This window comes from Rhodobacter ferrooxidans, from assembly GCF_000176015.1.
Classification (GTDB): domain Bacteria; phylum Pseudomonadota; class Alphaproteobacteria; order Rhodobacterales; family Rhodobacteraceae; genus Pseudorhodobacter_B; species Pseudorhodobacter_B ferrooxidans.
In genome coordinates, this window is the sequence record NZ_ACYY01000014.1 from 34,297 (window position 1) to 57,897 (window position 23,601).

The following is a 23,601-nucleotide window of genomic DNA, read 5'->3' on the forward strand; positions in this document are numbered from 1 at the left end:
GGCAGTGACGGGGAAGTGATGGGTTTGGACGAGGTTTCGCAACAGCCGCATGACCGTCTGGCTGCCTTTCTGGCGGCAGACATGCTGGCGGTGAACGTGCTGATCCGGGAACGCATGGCCTCGGAACACGCGCCGCGCATCCCGCAGGTGACCGCCCATCTGGTCGAGGCTGGCGGCAAGCGGTTGCGGCCCTTGCTGACGCTGGCGGCGGCGCGGCTGTGCGGCTATGGCGGCCCTTTCCATGTACATCTGGCGGCGACGGTGGAATTCATTCACACCGCCACGTTGCTGCATGACGATGTGGTGGACGAATCATCGCGCCGTCGTGGGCGGCCGACCGCCAACCTATTGTGGGACAACAAATCTTCGGTGCTGGTGGGCGACTATCTGTTTGCCCGCAGCTTTCAGTTGATGGTCGAGCCGGGCAACCTGCGGGTGCTGGACATTCTGGCCAATGCCTCCGCCTCGATCGCAGAGGGCGAGGTTTTGCAACTGACCGCGGCGCAGGATCTGGCGACCACCGAGGCGATCTATCTGCAAGTGGTGCGCGGCAAGACCGCGGCGCTGTTTTCGGCGGCGACCGAGGTGGGCGGGGTGATTGCCGGGGCACCTGCCGATCAGGTGAAGGCGCTTTTCACCTATGGCGATGCCTTGGGCGTGGCGTTCCAGATCGTCGATGACCTGTTGGATTACGGCGGCGTGGCGGCGACCATCGGCAAGGATGTCGGTGACGATTTCCGCGAGCGCAAGCTGACGCTGCCGGTGATCAAGGCGGTGGCGAAAGCCGATGCCGAGGAGCGCGCCTTCTGGGTGCGGGTGATCGAGAAGGGCCATCAGGCCGAGGGCGATCTGGAGCAGGCGCAGGCTCTGCTGGCCCGCCACGGCGCGTTGCAGGCGGCAAGGGTCGATGCGCTGCATTGGGCGGCCACCGCACGCGATGCGTTGGCCGTGCTGCCCGCGCATCCGTTGCGCACCATGCTGGAAGACCTGGCCGATTTCGTGGTGGAGCGTATCCGCTAGCCGCGCATCTCGGCCGCGGCGACCCACCAACCCGGCTGCGCGGCTTGCAGCGCACGGGCGGCGGCGCTGGCGGCAAGCGGGTCGGCGAACAGGCCGAAACAGGTGGCCCCCGATCCCGACATCCGCGCGATCAGGCAACCCGGCTGCGCCGACAGCCCGGCCTTCACTGTGGCAATCACCGGCGCCAACTGGATCGCAGGGGCTTCCAGATCGTTGCGCATCATCTGCAGGAAAGCGGCGAGTTCGGCCGCATCGGCCAGCTTTGGCAACTCGCGCGGCATCGCCGGATGGTCGCGCCGGGTCAGGGCGCGGAACACCGCCGGGGTGGCCACGCCGACATTCGGGTTGGCCAGCACCAGCCAGCCCGCGGGCAAGCGATGCGCCAGGGGCGTGATCGCCTCGCCCACCCCTTCCATCCGCACCGCCCGGCCTGTCAGGCAGACCGGCACATCGGCGCCCAGCTTCAGCACCGCTGCGGCATCGGGCAACGGCAGGTGCCACAGCGCCGCCAGCGCCCGCAAGGTCGCCGCCGCATCGGCAGAACCGCCACCGATGCCCGAGGCCACAGGCAGATGCTTTTCCAGCGTGATTTCAACGCCTTGCGCGGCACCAAACGCCCGCGCGGCGCGCAGCACCAGATTGTCGTCGCTGACCGGCAAGGCCCCGGCCATTGGCCCGGTGATCCGCAGCGACAGCGCATCGCCCGCCGCCACGCTGATCCGGTCACCGACATCAGCGAACACTACCAGACTGTCCAGCAGGTGATAGCCATCGGCCCGCTGGCCGGTGACATGCAGCGTCAGGTTGATCTTGGCGGCCGCGAACTCAGTTGCCATCGGCGGTTTGCGTCGGCAACGGTGCCGCCCCTTCGGCGGCCAGCACTGCGTCCAGCCCCTGTTCCAGCTTCTGGCGGATACGGACCGCATCCTTTTCCACCGGATCGAACGACAGCGCCCGCCGCCACTGGAACCGCGCCTCCAGCTTGCGCCCGACCGCCCAGTAAACGTCGCCCAGATGGTCGGTGACCACCGGATCGACCGGCTCCAGCAGCGAGGCCTTCTCCATCGGTTCCAGCGCCTGATCATAGCGGCCCAGCCGGAACAGCGCCCAGGCCAGACTGTCGGTGATGGCGCCGCTGTCGGGTTGCAGGCTTGCCGCGCGTTCGATCAGCGTCAACGCCTCGTCAAGGTTCTGGTTCATCTCGACGAAGGAATAGCCCAGGTAGTTCATCACCAGCGGCTGCTCCGGCGAAAGCTCCAGCGCGCGGCGCAGGTCGGGTTCGGCCAGTTCCCAGCGTTTCTGCCGCTCGTGGCAGATGCCGCGGGCGTAATACAGCACCCAGTGCTGCGCCTCGGGCTTGGTGATCAGCGCGATGGCGGCGTCATAGGCCTTGCCTGCCTCCTCGAACCGGTCCTCGCGGCGCAGCATGTCACCCAGCGTCGATTGCACGGCGATGATCTGGGCGTTGCTGCGGCTGAGGGCTTGCAACACCTCGATGGCGGCGTCTTTCTTGTCGGCGGAATACAGGGCGGCGGCGCGGCCCATCTCGGCCACATAGAAAGCGGGGTCGGTGGCTGGTACCTGCGCGAAGGTTTCGGTGGCCAGATCGTGCTGTCCCTGTTCCTCCAGCAACCCGGCGGTCAGCAGCAACGCCTCGGTATGATCGGGGCGCAACTCACCGGCAACGCGGGTGTGCAGCAACACAAAGGCCGGGTCGGCCTGACCCTGCATGGCGGCGGCCACCGAAAAGAACACTTCGGCAATGCCGTCGGTGGCGTTGCGCGCCACATCGAACGGCAGGGTTTCGCCCGCGGTCAGCCGTGCCACCATGGCGTCGATTGCCGGGTCTTGACCGGCCTCGAAGGCCTTGGTCAGCAATTCGATGGCGTCGGCGTTGCGCTCCAGCTGGCTCAGAACTTCGGCAAAGGCCACCAGACTGCGCCGGGTGGCCTGCAGGGTGCCAGAGGCGCGCCCCGAAAGGATATCGTCGGCGCCTTCGAAATCCCCGACCGAGGCCAGCGCCAACGCCTTGTGATAAAGCCCGAACGCCTGCATGCCCTCGGTCTTGGCCACGGTGTCAAAGGCGGCCAGCGCCTCGGACATCCGGCCATTGCCCAGTTCGGCCCAGGCCAGCACCAGCCCGTCCAGCAGCGGCCCAAGATTGCGACCCTCGGCGGCGGCTGCAAGGATTCCGGCAAAATCGCCGGTTTTGGCCTGATCGGCCAGCAGAACCAGATCGGCCGAGCCGTTCACGATGCCCGACTTCTGCATCTGCCGCGCGATGGTGACGGCGGCGCCAAACTCGCCCAGACCGATATTGGCGACGATGGCGCCTTCCAGCAGGCCGGGATTGGTCGGGTCTGTCAAAAGCGTGCGGGTGAACCAACTGGCCGCGGCACGATAGTCGCCCTGCATACCGGCCACACGTGCCGCCAGATAGGCACCTGAATCCATCGGTGATTCGGTCATGGCTTCGGCAGCAGCGTCTTGCGCCGGGGCGGCAGTGGCGGCCAGCATCCCGGCCAAAGCCAGGGCAAGAAACGGGCGGTGCAACGAAGCGGTCATGCGCGATCTCCGGTCAGGTGGCGGTCAACCTAGGGCCGTGCCGCGCACAAAGCAATGCAGCCCACCCCAGTTCGCGCCGCCGCCTGCGACACATCGCGCAAATGTCATCCGCCGTCCCCGTCGCAATCGGGCGGTCACATGTTGGGATAATTCGGCCCGTCGCCACCCTGCGGCGTGGTCCAGGTGATGTTCTGGCTGGGATCCTTGATGTCGCAGGTCTTGCAATGCAGGCAGTTCTGGAAGTTGATCACGAAGCGCGGGTCTTTGCCCGGCTCGGCCACCACCTCGTAAACCCCCGCCGGGCAGTAGCGCTGCGCGGGTTCGGCAAAGTTCGGCAGGTTGACCGTGATCGGCACCGCAGGGTCGGCCAGCTGCAGGTGGCAGGGCTGGCTTTCCTCGTGGTTGGTGAAGGAAAACGCCACATTGGTCAGCCGGTCGAACGACAGCACGCCATCGGCCTTGGGATAGGCAATCGGCGCATAGGCCGAGGCGCGACCGGTGCTCTCGGCATCCGAGGCGCCATGTTTCAGCGTGCCGAACAGCGAGAATTTGAACAGGCTGTTGGTCCACATGTCGAGGCCGCCCGCCGCCAGCGAAACCATCATGCCGTATTTCGACCACAGCGGCTTGACGTTGCGCACCTTCCACAGGTCGTCGCCGATCGGTCCCTTGCGCACTGCGGTGTCATAGCCGTCCAGCACATCGGAGGTGCGCCCGGCCTTGATGGCGGCATGGGCAGCCTCGGCGGCAGCCTTGCCCGACAACATGGCGTTGTGGTTGCCCTTGATGCGCGGCACGTTGACCATGCCCCCCGAACAGCCCAGCAGCGCGCCACCGGGGAAGGCCAGCCGCGGCATTGCCTGCAAGCCCCCCTCGCTGATCGCCCGCGCGCCATAGGCCACCCGCTTGCCGCCCGCCAGCAGGTCGGCAATCATCGGGTGATGCTTGAAGCGCTGGAACTCCTGATAGGGCGAGACATGCGGGTTCTTGTAGTTCAAATGCACCACAAAGCCGATGAACACCTGATTGTCCTCGGCGTGATAGATGAACGAGCCGCCGCCGGCGTTCTTGCCCAAGGGCCAGCCCATGGTGTGTGTCACGGTGCCCAGCCGGTGCTTGGCCGGGTCGATCTGCCAGATTTCCTTCATGCCGAGGCCGAATTTCTGCGGCCCCTTGCCCTGCGCCAGCTTGAACTTTTCGATAACCTGTTTGGCCAGACTGCCGCGCACGCCTTCGGCCAGCATGACGTATTTGCCGCGCAACTCCATCCCCGGCTCGTAGGCCGGCCCCGGCGTGCCGTCGGCCAGCTTGCCGAACTCGCCCGCCACCACGCCCAGCACTTCGCCCGCCTCGCCAAAGATCAGCTCGGATGCCGCCATGCCGGGGAAAATCTCGACCCCCATCGCCTCGGCCTGGCTGGCCATCCAGCGGCAGACATTGCCCATCGACACGATAAAGGCGCCGTGGTTGTTCATCAGCGGCGGCATCGGCCAGTTGGGGATGCGAAGCTGCCCCGCCGGCCCCAGCATGTAGAAGTTGTCCTTGGCGACCGCGGTCGTGATCGGCGCACCGCGCTTGCGCCAGTCGGGCATCAGCGCATCAAGGCCGACCGGGTCCAGCACCGCGCCGGACAGGATATGGGCACCCACCTCGGAGCCCTTCTCCAGCACCACCACCGACAGATCGGGATCAAGCTGTTTCAGCCGGATCGCGGCGGAAAGCCCCGATGGCCCCGCACCGACGATCACGACATCAAAATCCATGGATTCCCGGATCACATCGGTCATGTCTTCTCTTCCCCTGTTCCGCCCGCGCCCTGAGTTATCGCAACACAGTCCTCTGAGCAATCGTAACGCATGGTTGCGCATCCGCAATGCGGCATTGCGGCGGCGGCCATTGCGCCAGCCTTTGCGGCTTTCCGCACGGTGCGGTTGCGTGGCTCTTGCATTTGGCGCCGCTGTCGGTTCAGGTGCGGATATGGATCCCTACGGAAGGTCATGGCTGGCAATGGCCGTGGCTTTGTTATTTGGTGCAGAGGCTGATGGAAAAAATTCCGATGACCCGTGGCGGCTTTGTCGCCCTGGATGACGAGTTGAAGCTGCTGAAATCGGTGGAACGTCCGGCGGTGATCCGGGCGATTGCCGAGGCGCGGGCGCATGGCGATCTGTCGGAAAACGCCGAATACCACGCCGCCCGCGAAAAGCAGAGCTTCATCGAAGGCCGGATCAAGGAACTGGAGGCCATCATCTCGCGTGCCGAGGTGATCGACCCCGCCAAGCTGTCGGGCGCCATCAAGTTCGGCGCCACGGTGACGCTGGTGGACGAGGACACCAACGAGGAACGCACCTACCAGATCGTCGGTGAACCCGAGGCCAATATCGAGGGCGGTTTCCTGAACATCCGCTCGCCGCTGGCACGGGCGCTGATCGGCAAGGCCGAAGGCGACAGTGTCGATGTGAAAACACCGGGCGGTCAGCGCAGCTACGAGGTGCTGAGCATCCGCTTCGTCTGATGAATGCGGAAAGCAGCAGGTAAGCCGATGGCCGAGCCGTCCGAGAAACCGAAGGTCAAACCGCTTGTCCTGACGCCGAAGCCCGACAGCGGTTTTGGTGCCACAGAACTGGTGGCGGCGCTGCTCAGCCTGATCTGGGTGGTGGCGGTGATCGCCTATGTGCTGCTGTCGCCGCGCGCCGAGGGCGAGGGCGTGCTGGGGCTGGTGATGGCGCTTCTGGTGGTGTTCCTGCCGCTGGCGCTGATCTGGGTGGCGGTGACGACGCTGCGCACGGTGCACGGCTTGCGGGCCGAGGCGGCGCGGTTGCAGGCGGCGGTCGAGGCGATGCGCCACGCCTATGTCGCGGGCCAGCAGGGCGGGGCGGGCGGCCTGAAACCCTCGGTCGAAAAGAAGCTGGACGAGATTGCCGCAGCGCAACGGCAGACCGAAACCGCGCTGGCCCGCTTCAGCACCCGCCGCGATGGCGCGCTCAGCGTGCCTTCCGCCGATCGCAAGGCGGCGCTGGTCCCGTCTCGTGCTACCCAGACCGATGAACAACCCGCTTTGGCGCTGGGCACCCCCGCCGAGGACATGCGCGCGCCGCTGTCGGTGACCGATTTCATCCGCGCGCTGCAATTCCCCGAAAACCCCGATGACAAGGACGGCTTTCGCGCGCTGCGGCTGGCGCTGGAGGATCGCAACGTCGCCAAGCTGATCCGCTCGGCGCAAGACGTGCTGACGCTGCTGGCGCAGGAGGGCATCTATATGGATGACCTGAAACCCGACCGCGCCCGCCCGGAAATCTGGCGCCGCTTTGCCACCGGCGAGCGGGGACGGGCTGTGGCCGGGCTTGGCGGCATCCGCGACCGCTCCAGCCTGGCGCTGACCGCCAGCCGGATGCGCGAAGACCCGGTGTTCCGCGACGCCGCCCACCATTTTTTGCGCACCTTCGACAAGATCTTTGCCGAGTTCGAAAAAAGCGCCAGCGACGCCGAGCTTTCCGACCTGTCGGAAACCCGCACCGCCCGCGCCTTCATGCTGTTCGGCCGGGTGACGGGAACCTTCGACTAAGGCTTTCTCCTTTGCGAAAATATCCCCCGCGGAGCGTCGGTGCTGGCAGCGAGAGCCTCCGGCGGGGATATTTGAAAACAGATGAAAGCCTCAGTCCAGTGCCTTCACCATGGTGGTGGCGGCGGCAAAGCCGAAGACGTGGCGCAGTGGACCAATGGTGGCGGTGCCTGTGGCCTCGAACCCCAGCCGCTCATACAGGGCGCGGGCGCGTTGGTTGCTGTCGATCACATCCAGCCTGATCGCGCCATAGCCGCGGCTGCGGCCTTCGTCGCACAGGGCGTCGATCAGCAGCGTGCCGATGCCATGGCCGCGCGCTTCCGGGGCGACGCAGATGCCATCGACCAGAAACCGCAGGTTATCGACCTCGCTTTGCAGCAGCCGCAGCACGCCGCCACGCCAGCCCGCGCCAAACCGGCCATAGACCGCGCGCAGGTCTTGCGGGTCGCCGTCGGCAAAGGCGCCGTAGGGGGTCTTGAATCCGGCGATGCCCAGCAGGGTGCCTTTGGCATCAAGGGCGGCAATGCAATGGTCGGCGCGGATCACCCGGTCCAGAAACGCCAGCGCCCGCGGGGGCGGCCCCATCACCCGGCCCAGCTTTTCCCCGAAGGCCTGCCAGTAGATCACCGCCGCGTCCTTGCGCAGGTGCAGCGGCAGGCCATGCTGGATCTGCACGTTCATGCCAGCGCCGCCAGCAGGGTGGCACCGGCGGTGGCGCCGAGTATCCAGCCCTCCTCCGCCTGGCCGGGCCAGTCGGGCACGGCGTCCAGCAACGCGCCAAGGTCGCCGGATTGCGACAGCCGCCACAGGGCTTGCGCCAGCAGGCTGACCTGCGCCGCATCCTTGATCGCGCCGCCCGCAACGGCACGGGCCACGGCGGGGTCGATCAGGCTTGGGTAAACCTCGGCCAGCACCAAAGCGGTATCGGGTGCATCAAACGGCCAGACCGCGGTGCCGGGGCGGGCGGCCAGCCGGGCCAGCATCGGCAGACCCATCAGCGCCTGCGAACCCACAGCACCTGTGGTGAAAAGCTTCCACACCGATTGCGCCCTTGGCACCAGCAATTCGACCCGGCGGCGTTCGGCAAGGCCGAGGGCGGGGTAGTCCACCGCCTTGGTCAGCGGAAGATCGGGCAGGTTCAGGCTTGCCGGGCGGCCCCAGAACGGGCCGGGGGCGGCAAAGCGGCGGTTGATATCCTGCGCCAGCGCGAAGCGGGCGTTGGCATTGGCCGGGCCGTCCTGCACGGCATTTGCCAGCCAGTTCCAGACCGCGCGCGCGCTGGCCTGCCCGGTCAGCGCCCTGGCAAAGCCCTGCGGGTAGCCCAAAGGGAAATCGAAGCCCGCCAGCACCCGCCGCCCCATGGTCGCTTCGGCATCCAGCAGGGCGGTCAGGGCGGCTTCGGCGCTGGCTCTGGTGCGGCAATACAGCGGCTGGGTCGCGCCAGCCCCCGCCGTGCCGATCCAGATCGCGTTGGCTGATGGGCTGGCGGGCGAGGGGGTGGCGGCGGCTGACCAATCCACCACCACCACGGTGTCGAACCGCGGGCTCATGGCTGGCCCGCCAGATGCGCCTCGGCGCAGGCCAGGTCTTCGGGGGTGTTGAGGTTGGCGAAGGGGTCCGGGGTCTGTGGGGCAAACACCGCCTCGGCGGCGGCGTGGCTTGTGGCAAAGCCCATCACCCGCGCATCGCCCCGGGCCAGCGTGGCGCGCAGATCGGCGCGCAGGGCCACCGGCCACAGCCCGAAGGTCGGATGCGCCCGCCCGGCATGGCTGGCGATGGCCAGACCTTCCGGCGCGGTTTCGGCGGCAAGGTGCAGCCGTGGCACCAGATCGCAGGGAAAGAACGGCGTATCCACCGCCACGCTGACCACCGCATCCGCCCCCAGCGCCACCGCCCAATCCAGCGCTGCCAACACGCCCGACAGCGGCCCCAGCGGGTCAGCATCCGCCAGCACCGGCAGGCCAAAGCGGGCAAAGCGCGCCGGATCGCCATTTGCGGACAGCGCCAGCCGCTCGACCTGCGGCTCCAGCCTTGCGACGGCATGCGCCAGCAGCGGCACCCCGGCCAGCGGCAGCAGCGCCTTGCAGGCCCCGCCCATCCGCCGCCCTTGCCCGCCGGCCAGGATTACCCCGAAAATCCGCAAACCTCGCCTCTGCCGCAAATTGCATCGCCCGCAACGATTGCCTAAGCCCTGCGCGATGGTGCGTAAAGGCCGCAGCCGGGAAAGGCCCAAGCGATATCGGATCTGTTGCCCAGCCGTCGCCGCACCTTCTGGCGCGGGGTGCTGGCCTCGGCACGCCTCAAGGTGGTGATCGGGCCGTTCGGGCTGCCGCTCGGCAAATACTTACTGCGCCCGCGGGTCGCCCATCTGCACCATCAGCACGCCATGGTTGTCGTCGGCGTCATCGTCGGTGATGGTGCGGCTGGTCACGCCGGGCAATTCGCCGAACGCCTTCATCAGGTTGCGCGGAAACCAGGTGGCAGGGATGGCCTCGAACCCCGGCACGCCACGCAGCACGTCGGTCACGGAATTCGAACACATCGCCTTGGCCACCGCGCCATGCGACAGCGCCCGTTGCATCACCAGATCAGCGACTTGCGGCGAAACCGGCAGCGTCTGTTCAACGACATAGTAGGTTTCGCGGGCATGGTAGTCGATGTAGAAGTTCACCATCTTGTCGGTGATGCCGAAATGCACGTCGTTGCGTTCGGGCAATCTGGGGTGGTGCCAGGTGCCGGCCGGATCGAACATCACCCGCTGGCTGCCGTTGATCATCAGGCCGGAATGTGCACCGCTGTCGCCGTTCACCCTGAGCACGGTGAACAGGGTAACGCTGGGCGGCGCCTCCGAGACATAGCGGGCGGCGGCAACATCGGCGTCGGGCGCCCAGACCGGGTCGGCACCACAGGCACCAAGCGTTGACACGATTGCAAGGCTCAGAAACAGGCGACGCATCGGCGATCCTTCAAAGGTCAGACTGTGGGCAAACGCTGAATTTCCGCCAAAAGGCAGGCAGTGCAAAGCGCACTCAATCCTGCGCAATCGCCGGGGATGCGCGTCTTTCCGCCGCCATAGCCGAGATTCCGGCGGCTGTCACGCGGGCAGCGCCTGCCACAGCCACGCGCCGTCGGCACCCATGCAACGCTGCACCACTCCGCTGCGCAAAAGGTGGTTCAGATGCGCCACCGCCTCGGCCAGCGCCAGCCCGTATTCGCCGTCCCTGATCGGGCGGCGGTAAAGTGCGGCAAAGCAGCCGGTGGCGGTGTGGGGGGTTTTGAGGTGGTCACGCAGCCGGTCAAGCGCGGTTTCGTGGTCCGAAATCATCTGGCGCAGCCGCCCCGGCAGGCCGGTGAACGGCAGCTTGTGGCCGGGCAGAACCAGATGATCTTCCCGCGCGTGGGTCTGAAAGCTGCGGCAGCTTTGCAGCCAGTCTTCCAGCGGGTCGGCATCGGGTTCCGACGGGTAAACCCCGATATTGGCCGAGATGGTCGGCAAAAGCTGGTCGCCCGCCAGCACCAGATTGTCCTCCATGCTCCAGAACGTCGCGTGTTCGGCGGCGTGGCCGTCGCCCATCCGCACCTGCCAGCGCCGCCCGGCCATGGTGATCTGACAGCCTTCGGCAATGCGGGTAAAGCCCAGCGGCATCGGTGCCACCACGTCGCAGAAGTTGAACGGGCGTTCGGTGGCGCGACGGGCGTAAAGGTCGGCATCCATCCCGGCCCCGCGCCAGAACGCCAGGGTTTCCGGCACCGGCAGCGGCTGTTCGTCCAGCCGCAGCATCCGCGCGTAAAGCCAGGCGGTGCGGGTGGTCACCAGTTCGGCCCCCATCTCCTGAAACCAACCGGCCAGGCCAACATGATCGGGGTGATGATGCGTCACCACCACCCGCTTCACCGGCCGACCCTGCAAAGGCCCCGCCAGAAGCGCCTGCCAGATCGCCCGGCCACGGCGGCTGTCCAGCCCGGTGTCGATCACCGTCCAGCCATCGCCATCGTCCAGCGCATAGACGTTGATATGGCCCAAGGGTGGCGGCAACGGCAGCCGCAGCCACAGCACGCCGCTTGCAATTTCAACGGCTTCGCCCTCGGCAGGGGGCGCGAACGGCATGTGCAGAGGCGCGTGGGTCACGCCCGCAGATCCTCGGGCGTCACGGCGTAAAGCTCGTCCACCGAACAGCGCACCTCGGCCAGCAGCGCCGCATGTTCCGGCAACAGCCGCTTGATCGCCACCCGTGCCAGCGCCACCCGCCCGGCATCGGCCAGCGCCGCCCGCAACTGGAAATGCGCCCCCAGCACCAGGGCAAAGGCCCGCAGATAAGGCACCGCCCCGGCAAAGCGCTGGTTCATCTCTTGCACCAGCAACCATTCCGTGGTCTCGCGCAGCGTCTCGGCGGCGTTCCACACCGCGGTGGCCATGTTCGGGAAAGCCCCCCGCGCGGCTTCGGCCTGGGCCTCGACCTCCTCCAGCAGCCGGAACGCCGCCTCGCCGCCATCAGCCAGCTTGCGGCCCACCAGATCCATCGCCTGAATACCGTTGGTGCCCTCGTAGATCGCCGTCACCCGCACGTCGCGCAGATATTGCGCCGCACCGGTTTCCTCGATGAAGCCCATGCCGCCATGCACCTGCACGCCCAGGCTGGCCACATTGACGCCGGTATCGGTGCCGCAGGCCTTGGCGATCGGTGTCAGCAGGGCGGCGCGGGCCTGCCAGTCGGCGCTGCCGGTGGCGCGGGCCATGTCGGTGGCCACGGCGCAAGACAGCGCGATGGCGCGGGCGGCGAAAATCTCGGCCCGCATCTGCACCAGCATGCGGCGCACATCGGCATGGTCGATGATCGCCCCGGCACCGGGCACCGGAGTCTTGCCCTGCTTGCGGTCCATCGCGTAATCGAGTGCCAGTTGATAGGCCCCCTCGGCCGCCGCAATCCCCTGCACGCCGACGCCGAGGCGGGCGTTGTTCATCATGGTGAACATCGCCGCCATGCCCTTGTGCGGCGCGCCGATCAGCCAGCCCTTCGCGGCATCGTATTGCATCACCGCCGTCGGGCTGCCGTGCAGGCCCATCTTGTGCTCCAGACTGACCACCGACAGGCTGTTGCGCGCGCCGGGGTTGCCGGCAGCATCGGGGATGAATTTCGGCACCAGAAACAGGCTGATACCCCGCGTGCCGGGGGCGGCATCGGGCAACCGGGCCAGCACCAGATGGCAGATATTGGCGGCAAAATCGGCATCGGCCCAAGAGATGAAGATCTTCTGCCCGGTCACCGCATAAGTGCCATCGGCGTTCGGCTCGGCCTTGGCGCGCAAGGCACCGACATCGCTGCCCGCCTGCGATTCCGTCAGGTTCATCGTGCCGCACCAGTCGCCGGAAATCAGCTTCGGCAGGTAAAGCGCCTTGATCTCGGGGCTGGCGTGATGCTCCAGCGCCTCGATCTGGCCTTGGGTCAGCAAGGGGTTCAGATGCAGCGCCAGGCAGGCCGAGCCCATCATCTCGTTCACCGCCGAGGTCAGCGCCATTGGCAGACCCATGCCGCCAAACTCCGGGCTGGCGGCAATGCCGACCCAGCCACCCGCCGCAATGCCACGATAGCCTTCGGCAAAGCCGGGCGAGGCGATGACGCGGCCAGCCTCCAGCCGCGCCGGATGGGTGTCGCCCGCGCGCTGCAACGGCGCCAGCTCGGTTTCCGACAGCCGCGCGGCCTCGGTCAGGATGGCATCGACGGTTTCCGGCGTGGCCTCGGCAAAGCGGTCGGTGGCGGCCACCTGCGGAAGCCCGACCACATGGTCGAACAGAAAGCGGAACTCGCGAACCGGGGCGCGGTAGGGCATCAATCCTCCTCGGCGCGCTTGGCAAAGCCTGGGCGCGCGGCTATGTGGGCGGTGTTGCCGCAAGGGTAACGCAAGGGCATGCCCCTTCAAGGCCAACGCTGCGTCACCGATGATGAACACCGAAGCGCTTTTTGCCACGCCTGCGGGCATTGCCCGCGCCGCCGCCATCCTGCGCGGTGGTGGGCTGGTGGCGATGCCAACCGAAACGGTCTATGGGCTGGCGGGCGATGCCCGGCTGGATGCCACGGTGGCGCGGATCTTCGCGGCCAAGGGGCGGCCCGGCTTCAACCCGTTGATCGTGCATCTGGAAAACCTGGCGCAGGCGCGGGAGTTGGCAGTGTTTGACGCAAGGGCCGAGGCGCTGGCACAGGCGTTCTGGCCCGGGCCGCTGACGCTGGTGCTGCCGCGGCGGGCCGATGCCGGGCTGTCGCCGCTGGTCAGCGCCGGATTGGCGTCGGTGGCGCTCCGGTTGCCCGCGCATCCGGTGGCACGGGCGTTGCTGGCGGCCTTCGGCGGGCCTTTGGCCGCCCCTTCGGCCAACCCTTCGGGCCGGGTCAGCCCGACCACGTCGGCGCATGTGCGCGACGGCCTCGGCGGCAGGATCGACGCCATCCTCGACGGCGGCGCCTGTGAAGTGGGCGTCGAATCCTCGATCGTCGGCCTGACCGGCCCCGCCACCCTGCTGCGCCCCGGCGGCATCCCGCTGGAGGCACTGGAGGCGGCGCTGGGCAGTCGTCTGGTGACCGCGGCTGACCCTGCCAAGATCACCGCCCCCGGCCAGCTAGCCTCGCATTACGCCCCTTCGGCAGCGGTGCGGCTGAATGTGACAAGCCCGCTGCCGGACGAGGTCTGGGTCGGCTTCGGCCCTGCTTGCCCCGGCGCCGCCCTGACCCTTTCGCCCAACGGCGATCTGGTGGAAGCCGCCGCCGCCCTGTTCCACATCCTGCGCCGCGCCGATGCACTGGCCGGGCCGAATGGTGCCATCGCCTTTGCCCCGGTGCCGGAAACCGGCCTTGGCCGCGCCATCAACGACCGCCTGCGCCGCGCAGCCGCCCCGCGCACCTGATCTTTCGGCTTTCATCTGTTCTCAAATATCCCCGCCGGAGGCTTCCGCTGTCGGCACCGACGCTCCGCGGGGGATATCTGGGCTCGGATGAAAGCCTCAGGTCCGGGCCGGGATCAGCAGGCCGCGCTGGACAGCGGGGCGGGCGAGGAAACGGTCCAGATAGGCCGGCACCGCGTGCAGATCGGCCCAACCGGCGATATCGGCGGCCTTGTAGTAGTCGCGCAGGACGCGCAGCCAGGGGCCGATGGCAATATCTGCGATGGAATAGTCACCGGCGATCCAGTCACGCCCGGTCAAGGCACCCTCCAGCACTTTCAGCAGCCGGGCGGCCTCGGCGCGATAGCGTTCCTTGGGGCGCGGGTCTTCGATTTCCTTGCCGGCGAAGTGGTGGAAATAGCCCAGTTGCCCGAACATCGGGCCGATGCCGCCCATCTGGAACATCAGCCATTGCAGCACTTGATAACGGTTGGACGCGGGCAGCAACTTTCCCGACTTCTCGGCCAGATAGATCAGGATCGCCCCGGATTCGAACAGCGCCAGTGGCACGTCCCCCGGCCCCTGCGGGTCGATGATGGCGGGGATCTTGTTGTTGGGGTTCAGCGACAGGAACTCCGGCGTCATCTGGTCGTTGCTGGCGAAATCCACCAGATGCGCGTCATAGGCCAGACCCATCTCCTCCAGCGCGATCGACACTTTCACGCCGTTCGGGGTGGTCAGCGAATAAAGCTGGATCGCTTGCGGGTGGCGCGGCGGCCAGCGGCGGGTGATCGGAAAATCGGCAAGCGTGGTCATTGTGGGTCCTTTCATGCTGTCAGGGAAGCCAGGCGCTAAATTCCCATCCAAAAAGATGCTAACATGTGCAATGATCTCGCCGTGCCTGTGCACGGAATACAGGAAGTGGCCAGCCCCGGGGGCGGCCAGCCATCAAGGGATACGAAAAATGCTCAACGAGTTCAAATCTTTCATCGCCAAGGGCAATGTCATGGACATGGCTGTCGGCATCATCATCGGCGCGGCCTTCACCGCGATCGTGACATCACTTGTGGGTGATCTGATCAACCCGATCATCGGCCTGATCATCGGCGGGATTGATTTCTCCAACATGTATGTGGTGCTGAAGGGCACGGTGGCCGATGGCACCGGCCTGCAGGCGGCGCGCGACGGCGGGGCGGCGGTGTTCGCCTATGGCTCGTTCGTGATGGCGGTGATCAACTTCCTGATCATCGCATTCGTGGTGTTCATCCTGGTGAAAATGGTCAACCGGGTGAAAGACGCGGCGATTGCCAAGGAAAAGGCCGCAGTGGCCGCACCGGCCGGCCCGACGCAGGAACAACTGCTGGCCGACATCCGCGACCTGCTGAAGGCCCGCACCTGAAGCTTTTCAAGGAAAAGCGGAAATGGCCCTCCGATCCGGGGGGCCATTTTCTTTTGCGTCACATGTTCAGCGCAGCAGCCGCGTCGATCACAGGCAGGCCAAGGGCAGCGCCCACGGCGGCATAGGTCAGGTGACCGGCATGGGTGTTCAGCCCCGCCAGCAGGTGCTTGTCCTCGGCGCAGGCCAGCCGCCAGCCCTTGTCGGCCAAGGCCAGCATGAACGGCATGGTGGCATTGCCCAAAGCGAGCGTCGAGGTGCGGGCCACGGCGCCCGGCATGTTGGCGACGCAATAGTGCAGGATGCCATCAACCTCGTAGATCGGGTCCTGATGCGTGGTGGCGTGGCTGGTCTCGAAACAGCCGCCCTGGTCGATGGCCACGTCCACCAGCGCCGCACCGGGCTTCAACTCCTTCAACTGCGCCCGGCTGATCAGCTTGGGCGCCGCGGCCCCCGGCACCAGCACGGCACCGATGATCAGATCGGCATGGCGGGCCAGCTCCATCGTGGCACCGGCGCTGGCAAAGCCGTTCTTGAAGCTGCCGCCGAACACGTCATCCAGATAGCGCAGCCGCGGGATGGAGCGGTCCAGCACTGTCACATCCGCCCCCATGCCCGCCGCAACCTTGGCCGCATGAGTGCCGACAACGCCGCCACCCAGCACCAGCACCTTGGCCGGAGCAACCCCCGGCACGCCGCCCAGCAGCACGCCGCGGCCACCATTGGCCTTCTGCAAGGTCCAGGCGCCAACCTGCGGTGCCAGCCGTCCGGCGACCTCGGACATCGGTGCCAGCAGTGGCAGGCCGCCCCGGTCGTCGGTCACGGTTTCATAGGCAATCGCGGTGACGCCGCTTTTCAAAAGGTCGGCGGTCTGCTCCGGGTCGGGGGCCAGGTGCAGGTAGGTGAACAGCAGTTGCCCCTTGCGCAGCCGGGCGCGTTCGATCGCTTGCGGCTCCTTGACCTTGACGATCATCTCGGCCTTGGCGAACACCTCTTCGGCGGTGGCGATGATCTTGGCACCGGCAGCGATGTAATCGGCATCGGCAAAGCCCGAACCGACGCCCGCATTGGTTTCGATCAGCACGTCATGGCCATGCGCCACGGCCTCGCGGGCGGCGTTCGGCGTGATGCCGACGCGGAATTCCTGCGGCTTGATTTCCTTTGGGCAACCGATTTTCATGCATATCTCCCGTTGGCTGCGGCATTTTGCCTTATCCTTTCAGAGTGTCGCAGAACTGGTGCAATTGTTTTGAATAATGGCGTGCCAATGCTGGGATATGTGGTAGGTTCTTCGCAGTTTCGGATAAATCTTCGAAGAAGTCACCGTATCCATGGACCTTGACGCGACAGACCGCCGTATCCTGAACGTGCTGCAAAAGCAGGGCCGCATCACCAATGCCGAGCTTTCGGAGTTGGTGAACCTGTCGCCTTCCGCCTGTCACCGCCGGGTGCAGCGGCTGGAGGAGGAGGGGTTCATCGCGGCCTATGTCGCCCTGCTGGACGCCCGCCGCCTGGGTCGGCCGACCGTGGTTTTCGTGGAAATCACCCTGCAAGGCCAGGCCGACGAGGTGCTGGACGCCTTTGAACGCGAGGTGGCGCGGGTGCCGGATATTCTGGAATGTCACCTGATGGCGGGAACGGCGGATTACCTGTTGAAAGTGGTGGCGCAAGACACCGAAGATTTCGCCCGCATCCACCGGCAGTATCTGACCCGGCTGCCCGGCGTGGCGCAGATGCATTCCAGCTTCGCGCTGCGGACAGTGTTCAAGACCACGGCGCTGGCAGTCTAGGACCCTGGCCAGGACATTGGGGCCGCAATCGCAGGTCATCGGCCCGATCTGCCAGTGCGCGCAGCCCGTCTGCCTGACCCTGGCCGCCGGTGCGCGCAGGTCAAGGCGATCTATTGCGCCCGGGCGGCAAGCCATTCGCCCCACGCTGGCGCGGTTCCGGCAAAGACGTTGATATCGGTCTTGCCGACAATGCCGGGCACGGTGCCGGTGCCGGTGTATTGCCAGAAGGTCCAGTGCTGCCCGGCGTAGGTTTCCGACGGATGCGCCGCCACCGAGCGCAGCCAGAATTCATGGCCCCGCAGCCGCCACAGCTCGTTTTCCTGATAGAAATCCGGGGTTGTGTAGATCAGCGGCGCCTGACCGTAGTGGCGTTCAAGCGCCGTCATGAAGGCCTCGGCCTCGGCGCGCACTTCGGCGGCAGGCGGGCGGCGGGTGCAGGTGGGCGAGAACGGCGTCCATTCGATGTCCAGCACTGGCGGCAGGGCACCGGCGCTGCGCGGCACGTTGCGGATGAACCAGCGGGCCTGCTCGACGCCCGGGCGGCAATGGTAGAAGAAGTGGTAGGCGCCGCGCGGCACCCCGGCCCGTGCCGCCGCTCGCCAGTTTTCCTTGAACATCGGGTCCAGCCCGTCGCCGCCCTCGGTGGCTTTCATGTAGGCAAAGTTCACCCCGGCAGCGCGGGCCGTGGGCCAATCCACCGCCCCCTGCCAGCGCGAGATGTCAATGCCGTGCACCGGGTGGCCGGATGGCCCGTTGCCCTGCCAGTCGGTCGGGTCAACGTCACCGAAATCGGCGGGCTGCACCGAAACGGACGGCGCCGCCTGATCGCGCGGGGCGGGGCTGCCGCAGGCGGCAAGGCTGGCAAGCAGCAGGATCGGCAACAGCGCAGAACGCATCCGGGGCACCTTTGGTTTGCGCCACGTTGCGCAATGCGCAAGCCGTTGTCACCCCCGAAACCACGCTTCAGGCAAAACCGCGCCCGGCAGGGGATCCGCCGGGCGCGTTCAACAGATCAGCGTTGGAAGTCCGCGATCGTCACCTTGCCATCGCTGTTGCGGTCCATCCGGCCCAGCCAGGTCTCGGCCATGCCGACAAATTCTTCACGGGTGACATTGCCGTCGCCATTGCCATCGACAAAGCCGCGCTGCATGCCTTTGTCGTCGGGGCCGAAACCCATGCTCATGCCACGACCGCGCCCGTGACCCTGGCCCATGCCTTGCCCCATGCCACGGCCTTTCATGCGGCCCATGCCCATGCCCTGCTGCATGCCGTTGGCTTCCATGTCCATCGCGCGCATCTCGTCGAGTGCGACAAATTCCGTGGCGTCCAGCGTGCCGTCTTCATTGGCGTCGAAGGTGGTGAAGATGTCGCCGCGCCGCTCGGTGGCCTCGGCCAGAGTGACGATGCCGTCACTGTCCAGATCCCAGTTCAGAATGAAGGTCTCGCCCGGAACGACGTCTTGCGCCATGGCCATGCCGCCGATCAGGCACAGGGCGGCGGTCAGGGATGCAGTGGTTTTCATGATCTTTCCTCTCAAATTCCATTTCCAGCATGTATTTCTAACGCTGAAGGCCCGCAGTTTCCGTCGCGGGCCTCCAGATTTTCGCGAAAAAAATGTCAGGCGGCAGGGGCGGCGAATTCGTCCCAGGCGGCCAGCGCCTTGGCGCCATACATCAGCGCCGGGCCACCGCCCATCTGCACCGCCATCGCCGCCACGTCGGCCATTTCCGCCCGCGTCGCACCGGCCTTCATCAGCGCCTCGACATGCAGGCCGATACAAGGCTCGCAGCATTGCGATATGGCGATGCCCAGCGCCACGAACTCCAGCGCCTTCAGATCCAGCGCGCCACCCGCCTTCACCCCCGCCGAAATCGCGGCAAAGCCCTTGGCGGTTTCGGGGATGGTCTTGTTCAGCACCCGCAGATTGGCGCGGATATCGGCGTTCTTGGCTTTCCAGTCCATGATAAACTCCTGTTTGTCGGCCCGGTCTGCCACACGCAGCAGGCGCTGCAGCTTACATATATAGTTATTTGAATATGACAAGCGCCAAATTGTTCGCTGGCATCGGCTGCACCCGCATCTGCGCGCCAAGGGCATGAACCTGCGCCGCGACCCAGCCCAGATCCTTGTAGCCGATGCCCGGGTCTTGCGCCTGCAAGCTGGCGTGAAACGCCGCGTCGCCATCGCTGGTGGTGCGGCCATCGCGCAGAAACGGGCCGTAAATCAGCAACTTGCCGACGGGCGCCAGTGCGGCGATGCCCTCGCACAGCACCACTTTGGCGGCAGGCACCGGGATCAGATGCAGCAGGTTCACCACCAGCACCGCATCCTGCCCCGGCCAGGCCTGCGCCCAACCGGGCCGGGCGGCATCCAGCACCAGGGGCGGGCGCAGCGTGTCGCAGCCCGAAAAATCAGCCCAGGCGCGGATCGACACCATGTTGTCGGGGTCCGCATCGGTGGGTTGCCACACCAACCCCGGCAAGGCCGCCGCAAACTCCGCCGCATGTTGGCCGGTGCCTGCAGCAAGCTCCAGCACCTGCCCCTGCGCTGGCAGTTCGGCCTGCAAAAGCTGCAAGATCGGCCCGGCATTGCGTGCCGCCGAAGGTGCATGCCGCCGCCCGTCCGGGGTGACCGGCGCGCCGCTGTCGGGCAGCTTCATCCGAACCGCACGGGCGACAGCGCCGCCACCAGCGACCCCGGCACCTCGGGCGCCCGCCCCAGGATCAGGTCCGCCGCCAACCGGCTGGCCGCGGGCGAGGTCTGAAAGCCGTAGCCGCCTTGCCCGGCCAGCCAGAAGAAATCCGCCTGCCGCACATCGGGCCCGATCACCAGCACCCGGTCAGGCGAGAAGGTCCGCAAGCCCGCCCAGTTCGCCAGCAGCCGCGTCACCGGCTCGGTCATCATCTCCTCATAGCGCGCCAGCCCTTCGGCCAGCACCATGTCATCGGCCCAGGCGTCATGCGGGTCCATCGCGTGCTCTTCGGCGGGCGACACGATCAGCGCCCCGGCGTCGGGCTTGGCATACCAGGTCTCGCCCGCGCCAAAGATCATCGGCCAACGGCTGACATCATGGCCGCCAGGTGCCGGTATCCGCGCCATCGACCGGCGCAGCGGCGTGAACCCCAAGGGCTGCACCCCGGCCATCTCGGCCACCACATCCACCCAGGCCCCGGCGGCATTGACCAGCACCCGCGCGGTGAACTCGCCCTTGCCGGTGCTGACCCGCCAGCCCCCCGGCAGCCGGTCAATCGCCGTCACCCGCGCATCGGTGATCACCTGCCCGTCCGACGCCTTCACCCGCCGGGCATGGCCCTGCAACAACAGGTCGGTGTCGATATCCCAGGCATGATCGGCATGCGCCGCCAGCGCCACCACTTGGGGGTTGATCACCGGCACCATGGCCCGCGCGGCCTCCACCGACACCGGCTCCAGCCCCATCGCCGCCACGTCGCGCGCAAAAATTTCCTCCTGATCCGCCCGCCCCAGGATCATCATGCCGCGCGGGCTCAGCACGCCGGCCGCCGCCCGGAACTCCGGCTCCGAGGCCAGCGACAACTCCACCACCGCGGGCAGCCCATAGCGCGGCTCGAACAATGCCGCCGACCGCCCCGAGGCATGATGCGCCAGCGCGCCTTCCGCCTCCAGCACCAGCACCTTGCCAAATTCCGCCAGCCTTGCTGCCGCCGACACCCCGGCGATGCCGCCGCCAATGATCAGAAAATCATGTTCCATGGCCGCACCCTGCCATGCCCAACCGCCAAGGAAAAGCGCAACCAACCCTTCCCATTCATCTGTTCAAAAATATCCTCGGGGAGGGGTCCGGGGAGGGGCAGACAGCCCCGCCCCGGCGCTTGCCGCAATCGCGGCCTCAGCCCTTCTTGACCGCCTTCAGCTTGTCGATCCCCAGCAACTTCAGCGCCGCCCTTTCGTAATAGGGCTCGGAATTACCACTGCGCACCTTGCCGATGAAATACTTCTCGAAGCCGATCTTGGCCAGATGCACCCATTTGCCCGAGGACGACCAGTTGACGTTGCGCGGCGGAATCTGCGGCTGCGCCACAAAGGCAATGCCCCCGTCGCCGAAGTCGGCAAGGCAAACCGCGTTCCAGCTGCCCACCTCGTCCGGCTCGCGGCCACGCAGCAGCGCGCCAATGTTGTGCGCCGTGGCGGTCACCATCGACTCGATCATGAAGCCGGTTTTCGGCACGCCGCAAGGCACCGGCGTCGGTCCCATCGGCGGAATCGCCACGCAGACGCCCACGGCAAAGATATTGGGGAACTTCGGGTTGCGCTGGTGCTGATTGACGATGGTGAAACCGCGCGGGTTGGAAAGCCCTTCGATGCCGCGCACCGCCTTGATGCCGCGGAACGCCGGCAGCATCATCGCGTATTTGAACGGCAGTTCCTTCTCGGCCTTGACGCTGCCGTCATCGGCAATCTCTTCCACCGTCATCTTGCCGTCTTCGACCTTCTTCACCCGGGTCGAGGTCATCCATTTGATGTGCTTGCCACGGAATTCCGATTCCAGCAGCCCTTTGGTGTCGCCCACCCCGTCCAGCCCCAGATGCCCGACATAGGGTTCCGAGGTGATAAAGGTCATCGGCACCTTGTCGCGGATCTTGGCCCGCCGAAGTGCTGTTTCCAGAATGAAGGTGAATTCATAGGCCGGGCCATAGCAACTGGCACCCTGCACCGCGCCCACGATCACCGGGCCGGGGTCCTTGCAGAAGGCGTCAAACGCCGTCTTGGCCTTCAGCGCATGATCGACATGGCAGACCGATTGGGTGTGACCTTCCGGGCCAAAGCCCTCGATCTCGTCGAAGGCCAGTTCCGGCCCGGTGGCGATCACCAGATAGTCGTAGGAGATTGACTGCCCGTCGACCAGCTCCAGCCGGTTTTCTTCTGCGTGCAGCTTTTCGGCAGCCACCGGGATGAACTTGATCCCCAGCTTGGCCATGGTCGGGGCCAGATCGACGGTGATGTCCTCACGATCGCGCCAGCCAACGGCGATCCACGGGTTCGACGGCACAAAGTGGTATTTCGGATCCTTGGTCACCACGGTAATGGTGTCCCCCGGTCGCAACTGGTCTTTCAGCTCGTAGGCCATGATAGACCCGCCCAAGCCTGCTCCCAACACAACGATGTGTGCCATTCTCTGTCCTCCCCGACAGCTACTCCATCGGACCAACATATAGACAAAAAGGAATATGCGAAGAAAAACTTTTGCATCCGGCAAAGCTTGTCGAAAAAATGGAAAAAGGCCCGCGGAAGCGGGCCTTTGACGCAGCCTATCGGGCAGGGCTTATTTCGGAATGTCGCCGACGATGCCTTCGACATAGAAGTTCAGCCCCGACAGCGTGCCATCATCGGCGCGCTCGCCCTCGGCCAGCCAGACCGAACCGTCCTGCTTGTTCAAGGGGCCGGTGAACGGGTGATAGCTGCCGTCGGCAATGGAGGCTGCCAGCGCCTCGGCCTCGGCCTTCACTTCGGCGGGCACGGCGTCGGTGATCTCACCGATCTTCACTTCGCCGCCGCCGATTCCGGCCCAGGTGTCTTTTTGCGCATAGGTGCCATCCAGCAGCGCCTGCACCCGTTCAATGTAATACGGCCCCCAGTTGTCGATGATCGACGAAACCCGCGGGCTGGGCTTGTATTCGGCCATGTCCGAGGCCTGGCCAAAGCCGATCACGCCCGGGGTCTTGGCAGCTTCGGCCAGCACGGCGGTGCTGTCGGTATGCGCCAGAATCACGTCCACACCCTGTTCGATCAGCGCCTTGGCGGCGTCGGCTTCCTTGGCCGGGTCGAACCAGGTGTAGGCCCAGACCACCGAGATGCTGACATCCGGGTTCACCTTTTTCGCATGGATGAAGCTGGAGTTGATGCCCTGGATCACTTCGGGAATCGGGAACGAGCCGATATAGCCGATCTTGTTCGATTTGGTCATGCGGCCCGCGATGGTGCCCATCACGGCGCGGCCTTCATAGAACCGGGCGTTGTAGGTGGACACGTTGGCCGAATCGCGTTTGAAGCCGGTGGCATGTTCGAACATCACATCGGGGAACTTGGCGGCCACGGCGTTGGTGGCGTCCATATAGCCGAACGAGGTGGTGAAGATGATCTTGCAGCCCGACAGCGCCATCTGCGTCAGCACCCGCTCGGAATCCGCACCTTCCGGCACGCTTTCCTGATAGACCGTCTCGATCTTGTCGCCCAGGGCGGCTTCCAGCGCCAGACGGCCCTGATCATGCTGGAAGGTCCAGCCGCCGTCACCGATCGGCCCGACATAGATGAAGCCGACTTTCAGCTTGTCCTGCGCGAAGGCGGCACGGCCCACCATCGACAGGCCAAGGCCCATCGCGGCGGTGGTCAGAAGCGTTCTGCGTTGCATATGGTAACTCCC

The 23,601-nt window shown here is 66.2% G+C and carries 24 protein-coding genes; 6 read left to right on the top strand and 18 right to left on the bottom strand.

Annotation, left to right across the window (positions count from 1 at the left end):
* The first annotated feature begins 18 nt into the window (after nt 1-18).
* Nucleotides 19-1,020: a polyprenyl synthetase family protein gene (locus RSW2DRAFT_RS11100; RefSeq protein ID WP_008030979.1), complete on the top strand. Its 1,002-nt coding sequence runs from the start codon at nt 19-21 to the stop codon at nt 1,018-1,020.
* Here RSW2DRAFT_RS11100 and RSW2DRAFT_RS11105 read toward each other — a convergent pair.
* The 3 genes from RSW2DRAFT_RS11105 to RSW2DRAFT_RS11115 form a co-directional block, all read right to left on the bottom strand.
* On the bottom strand, nt 1,017-1,856 hold the full coding sequence (locus tag RSW2DRAFT_RS11105) for a 4-(cytidine 5'-diphospho)-2-C-methyl-D-erythritol kinase (RefSeq protein ID WP_008030981.1): 840 nt from the start codon (nt 1,854-1,856) through the stop codon (nt 1,017-1,019). The two genes, RSW2DRAFT_RS11100 and RSW2DRAFT_RS11105, sit on opposite strands and share 4 nt — an antisense overlap.
* Nucleotides 1,846-3,585, bottom strand: a complete 1,740-nt coding sequence (locus tag RSW2DRAFT_RS11110) for a tetratricopeptide repeat protein (protein ID WP_008030982.1) — start codon at nt 3,583-3,585, stop codon at nt 1,846-1,848. The genes RSW2DRAFT_RS11105 and RSW2DRAFT_RS11110 overlap by 11 nt, the downstream gene beginning before the upstream one ends.
* 134 nt (nt 3,586-3,719) lie before the next feature.
* Nucleotides 3,720-5,372 carry an electron transfer flavoprotein-ubiquinone oxidoreductase gene (locus RSW2DRAFT_RS11115; protein ID WP_008030984.1) on the bottom strand — a complete coding sequence of 551 codons (1,653 nt, stop codon included), beginning with the start codon at nt 5,370-5,372 and terminating at the stop codon, nt 3,720-3,722.
* A 254-nt stretch (nt 5,373-5,626) separates the two neighbouring features.
* Between RSW2DRAFT_RS11115 and greA the strand changes: the two genes are divergently transcribed.
* Both greA and RSW2DRAFT_RS11125 read left to right on the top strand, forming a co-directional pair.
* A complete protein-coding gene (greA, locus tag RSW2DRAFT_RS11120) occupies nt 5,627-6,097 on the top strand; it encodes a transcription elongation factor GreA (protein WP_040672076.1) in 471 nt (156 codons plus the stop codon).
* Nucleotides 6,098-6,124: 27 nt separating this feature from the next.
* The gene (locus RSW2DRAFT_RS11125; RefSeq protein ID WP_008030987.1) at nt 6,125-7,147 is read left to right on the top strand and encodes a hypothetical protein; all 1,023 of its coding nucleotides are present in this window, start codon (nt 6,125-6,127) and stop codon (nt 7,145-7,147) included.
* 90 nt (nt 7,148-7,237) lie between these two features.
* Here the strand turns inward: RSW2DRAFT_RS11125 and RSW2DRAFT_RS11130 are convergent, their stop codons facing one another.
* The 6 genes from RSW2DRAFT_RS11130 to RSW2DRAFT_RS11155 all read right to left on the bottom strand — a co-directional run bounded on the left by RSW2DRAFT_RS11130 (nt 7,238) and on the right by RSW2DRAFT_RS11155 (nt 12,973).
* Nucleotides 7,238-7,825: a GNAT family N-acetyltransferase gene (locus RSW2DRAFT_RS11130; RefSeq protein WP_008030989.1), complete on the bottom strand. Its 588-nt coding sequence runs from the start codon at nt 7,823-7,825 to the stop codon at nt 7,238-7,240.
* Nucleotides 7,822-8,694 (bottom strand): hypothetical protein, encoded by an 873-nt coding sequence (locus RSW2DRAFT_RS11135; protein ID WP_008030990.1) that lies wholly within the window; start codon nt 8,692-8,694, stop codon nt 7,822-7,824. Before RSW2DRAFT_RS11135 ends, RSW2DRAFT_RS11130 begins: the two co-directional genes overlap by 4 nt.
* Entirely contained in the window at nt 8,691-9,287 is a 597-nt protein-coding gene (mobA, locus tag RSW2DRAFT_RS11140; protein WP_040672061.1) for a molybdenum cofactor guanylyltransferase MobA, read from the bottom strand. Before mobA ends, RSW2DRAFT_RS11135 begins: the two co-directional genes overlap by 4 nt.
* Before the next feature lie 201 nt (nt 9,288-9,488).
* On the bottom strand, nt 9,489-10,100 hold the full coding sequence (locus RSW2DRAFT_RS11145) for a hypothetical protein (protein WP_008030994.1): 612 nt from the start codon (nt 10,098-10,100) through the stop codon (nt 9,489-9,491).
* A gap of 138 nt (nt 10,101-10,238) precedes the next feature.
* Nucleotides 10,239-11,252 carry an MBL fold metallo-hydrolase gene (locus RSW2DRAFT_RS11150; protein WP_040672063.1) on the bottom strand — a complete coding sequence of 338 codons (1,014 nt, stop codon included), beginning with the start codon at nt 11,250-11,252 and terminating at the stop codon, nt 10,239-10,241.
* Nucleotides 11,253-11,269: 17 nt separating this feature from the next.
* The gene (locus tag RSW2DRAFT_RS11155; protein WP_008030996.1) at nt 11,270-12,973 is read right to left on the bottom strand and encodes an acyl-CoA dehydrogenase; all 1,704 of its coding nucleotides are present in this window, start codon (nt 12,971-12,973) and stop codon (nt 11,270-11,272) included.
* A gap of 109 nt (nt 12,974-13,082) precedes the next feature.
* On the opposite strand from RSW2DRAFT_RS11155, the gene RSW2DRAFT_RS11160 reads away from it, so the two are divergent.
* Entirely contained in the window at nt 13,083-14,039 is a 957-nt protein-coding gene (locus RSW2DRAFT_RS11160; RefSeq protein WP_008030999.1) for an L-threonylcarbamoyladenylate synthase, read from the top strand.
* A gap of 96 nt (nt 14,040-14,135) precedes the next feature.
* On the opposite strand, the gene RSW2DRAFT_RS11165 is transcribed toward RSW2DRAFT_RS11160, so the two are convergent.
* Nucleotides 14,136-14,831, bottom strand: a complete 696-nt coding sequence (locus RSW2DRAFT_RS11165) for a glutathione S-transferase N-terminal domain-containing protein (protein WP_008031002.1) — start codon at nt 14,829-14,831, stop codon at nt 14,136-14,138.
* Nucleotides 14,832-14,979: 148 nt separating this feature from the next.
* Between RSW2DRAFT_RS11165 and mscL the strand changes: the two genes are divergently transcribed.
* A complete protein-coding gene (gene mscL / locus RSW2DRAFT_RS11170; RefSeq protein ID WP_008031003.1) occupies nt 14,980-15,414 on the top strand; it encodes a large conductance mechanosensitive channel protein MscL in 435 nt (144 codons plus the stop codon).
* 58 nt (nt 15,415-15,472) lie between these two features.
* Here the strand turns inward: mscL and ald are convergent, their stop codons facing one another.
* A complete protein-coding gene (gene ald, locus RSW2DRAFT_RS11175; RefSeq protein WP_008031004.1) occupies nt 15,473-16,591 on the bottom strand; it encodes an alanine dehydrogenase in 1,119 nt (372 codons plus the stop codon).
* Nucleotides 16,592-16,742: 151 nt separating this feature from the next.
* On the opposite strand from ald, the gene RSW2DRAFT_RS11180 reads away from it, so the two are divergent.
* Nucleotides 16,743-17,201 (top strand): Lrp/AsnC family transcriptional regulator, encoded by a 459-nt coding sequence (locus tag RSW2DRAFT_RS11180; protein ID WP_008031005.1) that lies wholly within the window; start codon nt 16,743-16,745, stop codon nt 17,199-17,201.
* 110 nt (nt 17,202-17,311) lie between these two features.
* Here the strand turns inward: RSW2DRAFT_RS11180 and RSW2DRAFT_RS11185 are convergent, their stop codons facing one another.
* The 7 genes from RSW2DRAFT_RS11185 to RSW2DRAFT_RS11215 form a co-directional block, all read right to left on the bottom strand.
* On the bottom strand, nt 17,312-18,097 hold the full coding sequence (locus RSW2DRAFT_RS11185) for a glycoside hydrolase family 25 protein (RefSeq protein ID WP_008031006.1): 786 nt from the start codon (nt 18,095-18,097) through the stop codon (nt 17,312-17,314).
* Nucleotides 18,098-18,213: 116 nt separating this feature from the next.
* Nucleotides 18,214-18,723: an EF-hand domain-containing protein gene (locus tag RSW2DRAFT_RS11190; RefSeq protein WP_008031007.1), complete on the bottom strand. Its 510-nt coding sequence runs from the start codon at nt 18,721-18,723 to the stop codon at nt 18,214-18,216.
* Nucleotides 18,724-18,818: 95 nt separating this feature from the next.
* Entirely contained in the window at nt 18,819-19,163 is a 345-nt protein-coding gene (locus RSW2DRAFT_RS11195) for a carboxymuconolactone decarboxylase family protein (RefSeq protein WP_008031009.1), read from the bottom strand.
* 64 nt (nt 19,164-19,227) lie between these two features.
* On the bottom strand, nt 19,228-19,860 hold the full coding sequence (locus RSW2DRAFT_RS11200) for a DUF938 domain-containing protein (protein WP_008031011.1): 633 nt from the start codon (nt 19,858-19,860) through the stop codon (nt 19,228-19,230).
* The gene (locus tag RSW2DRAFT_RS11205; RefSeq protein ID WP_008031012.1) at nt 19,857-20,933 is read right to left on the bottom strand and encodes an NAD(P)/FAD-dependent oxidoreductase; all 1,077 of its coding nucleotides are present in this window, start codon (nt 20,931-20,933) and stop codon (nt 19,857-19,859) included. Before RSW2DRAFT_RS11205 ends, RSW2DRAFT_RS11200 begins: the two co-directional genes overlap by 4 nt.
* Nucleotides 20,934-21,069: 136 nt before the next feature.
* Complete coding sequence (locus RSW2DRAFT_RS11210) at nt 21,070-22,353, bottom strand: NAD(P)/FAD-dependent oxidoreductase (RefSeq protein WP_008031014.1); 1,284 nt, start codon at nt 22,351-22,353, stop codon at nt 21,070-21,072.
* A gap of 150 nt (nt 22,354-22,503) precedes the next feature.
* Nucleotides 22,504-23,589, bottom strand: a complete 1,086-nt coding sequence (locus tag RSW2DRAFT_RS11215) for a BMP family ABC transporter substrate-binding protein (RefSeq protein WP_008031016.1) — start codon at nt 23,587-23,589, stop codon at nt 22,504-22,506.
* Between the last annotated feature and the right edge of the window lie 12 nt (nt 23,590-23,601).

Coding starts and splice junctions, on each gene's coding strand:
- RSW2DRAFT_RS11100 (WP_008030979.1), top strand. CDS start 19: ATGGGTTTGGACGAGGTTTCGCAACAGCCGCATGACCGTCTGGCTGCC.
- RSW2DRAFT_RS11105 (WP_008030981.1), bottom strand. CDS start 1,856: ATGGCAACTGAGTTCGCGGCCGCCAAGATCAACCTGACGCTGCATGTC.
- RSW2DRAFT_RS11110 (WP_008030982.1), bottom strand. CDS start 3,585: ATGACCGCTTCGTTGCACCGCCCGTTTCTTGCCCTGGCTTTGGCCGGG.
- RSW2DRAFT_RS11115 (WP_008030984.1), bottom strand. CDS start 5,372: ATGACCGATGTGATCCGGGAATCCATGGATTTTGATGTCGTGATCGTC.
- greA (WP_040672076.1), top strand. CDS start 5,627: ATGGAAAAAATTCCGATGACCCGTGGCGGCTTTGTCGCCCTGGATGAC.
- RSW2DRAFT_RS11125 (WP_008030987.1), top strand. CDS start 6,125: ATGGCCGAGCCGTCCGAGAAACCGAAGGTCAAACCGCTTGTCCTGACG.
- RSW2DRAFT_RS11130 (WP_008030989.1), bottom strand. CDS start 7,825: ATGAACGTGCAGATCCAGCATGGCCTGCCGCTGCACCTGCGCAAGGAC.
- RSW2DRAFT_RS11135 (WP_008030990.1), bottom strand. CDS start 8,694: ATGAGCCCGCGGTTCGACACCGTGGTGGTGGTGGATTGGTCAGCCGCC.
- RSW2DRAFT_RS11145 (WP_008030994.1), bottom strand. CDS start 10,100: ATGCGTCGCCTGTTTCTGAGCCTTGCAATCGTGTCAACGCTTGGTGCC.
- RSW2DRAFT_RS11150 (WP_040672063.1), bottom strand. CDS start 11,252: ATGCCGTTCGCGCCCCCTGCCGAGGGCGAAGCCGTTGAAATTGCAAGC.
- RSW2DRAFT_RS11155 (WP_008030996.1), bottom strand. CDS start 12,973: ATGCCCTACCGCGCCCCGGTTCGCGAGTTCCGCTTTCTGTTCGACCAT.
- RSW2DRAFT_RS11160 (WP_008030999.1), top strand. CDS start 13,083: ATGATGAACACCGAAGCGCTTTTTGCCACGCCTGCGGGCATTGCCCGC.
- RSW2DRAFT_RS11165 (WP_008031002.1), bottom strand. CDS start 14,831: ATGACCACGCTTGCCGATTTTCCGATCACCCGCCGCTGGCCGCCGCGC.
- mscL (WP_008031003.1), top strand. CDS start 14,980: ATGCTCAACGAGTTCAAATCTTTCATCGCCAAGGGCAATGTCATGGAC.
- ald (WP_008031004.1), bottom strand. CDS start 16,591: ATGAAAATCGGTTGCCCAAAGGAAATCAAGCCGCAGGAATTCCGCGTC.
- RSW2DRAFT_RS11180 (WP_008031005.1), top strand. CDS start 16,743: ATGGACCTTGACGCGACAGACCGCCGTATCCTGAACGTGCTGCAAAAG.
- RSW2DRAFT_RS11185 (WP_008031006.1), bottom strand. CDS start 18,097: ATGCGTTCTGCGCTGTTGCCGATCCTGCTGCTTGCCAGCCTTGCCGCC.
- RSW2DRAFT_RS11190 (WP_008031007.1), bottom strand. CDS start 18,723: ATGAAAACCACTGCATCCCTGACCGCCGCCCTGTGCCTGATCGGCGGC.
- RSW2DRAFT_RS11195 (WP_008031009.1), bottom strand. CDS start 19,163: ATGGACTGGAAAGCCAAGAACGCCGATATCCGCGCCAATCTGCGGGTG.
- RSW2DRAFT_RS11200 (WP_008031011.1), bottom strand. CDS start 19,860: ATGAAGCTGCCCGACAGCGGCGCGCCGGTCACCCCGGACGGGCGGCGG.
- RSW2DRAFT_RS11205 (WP_008031012.1), bottom strand. CDS start 20,933: ATGGAACATGATTTTCTGATCATTGGCGGCGGCATCGCCGGGGTGTCG.
- RSW2DRAFT_RS11210 (WP_008031014.1), bottom strand. CDS start 22,353: ATGGCACACATCGTTGTGTTGGGAGCAGGCTTGGGCGGGTCTATCATG.
- RSW2DRAFT_RS11215 (WP_008031016.1), bottom strand. CDS start 23,589: ATGCAACGCAGAACGCTTCTGACCACCGCCGCGATGGGCCTTGGCCTG.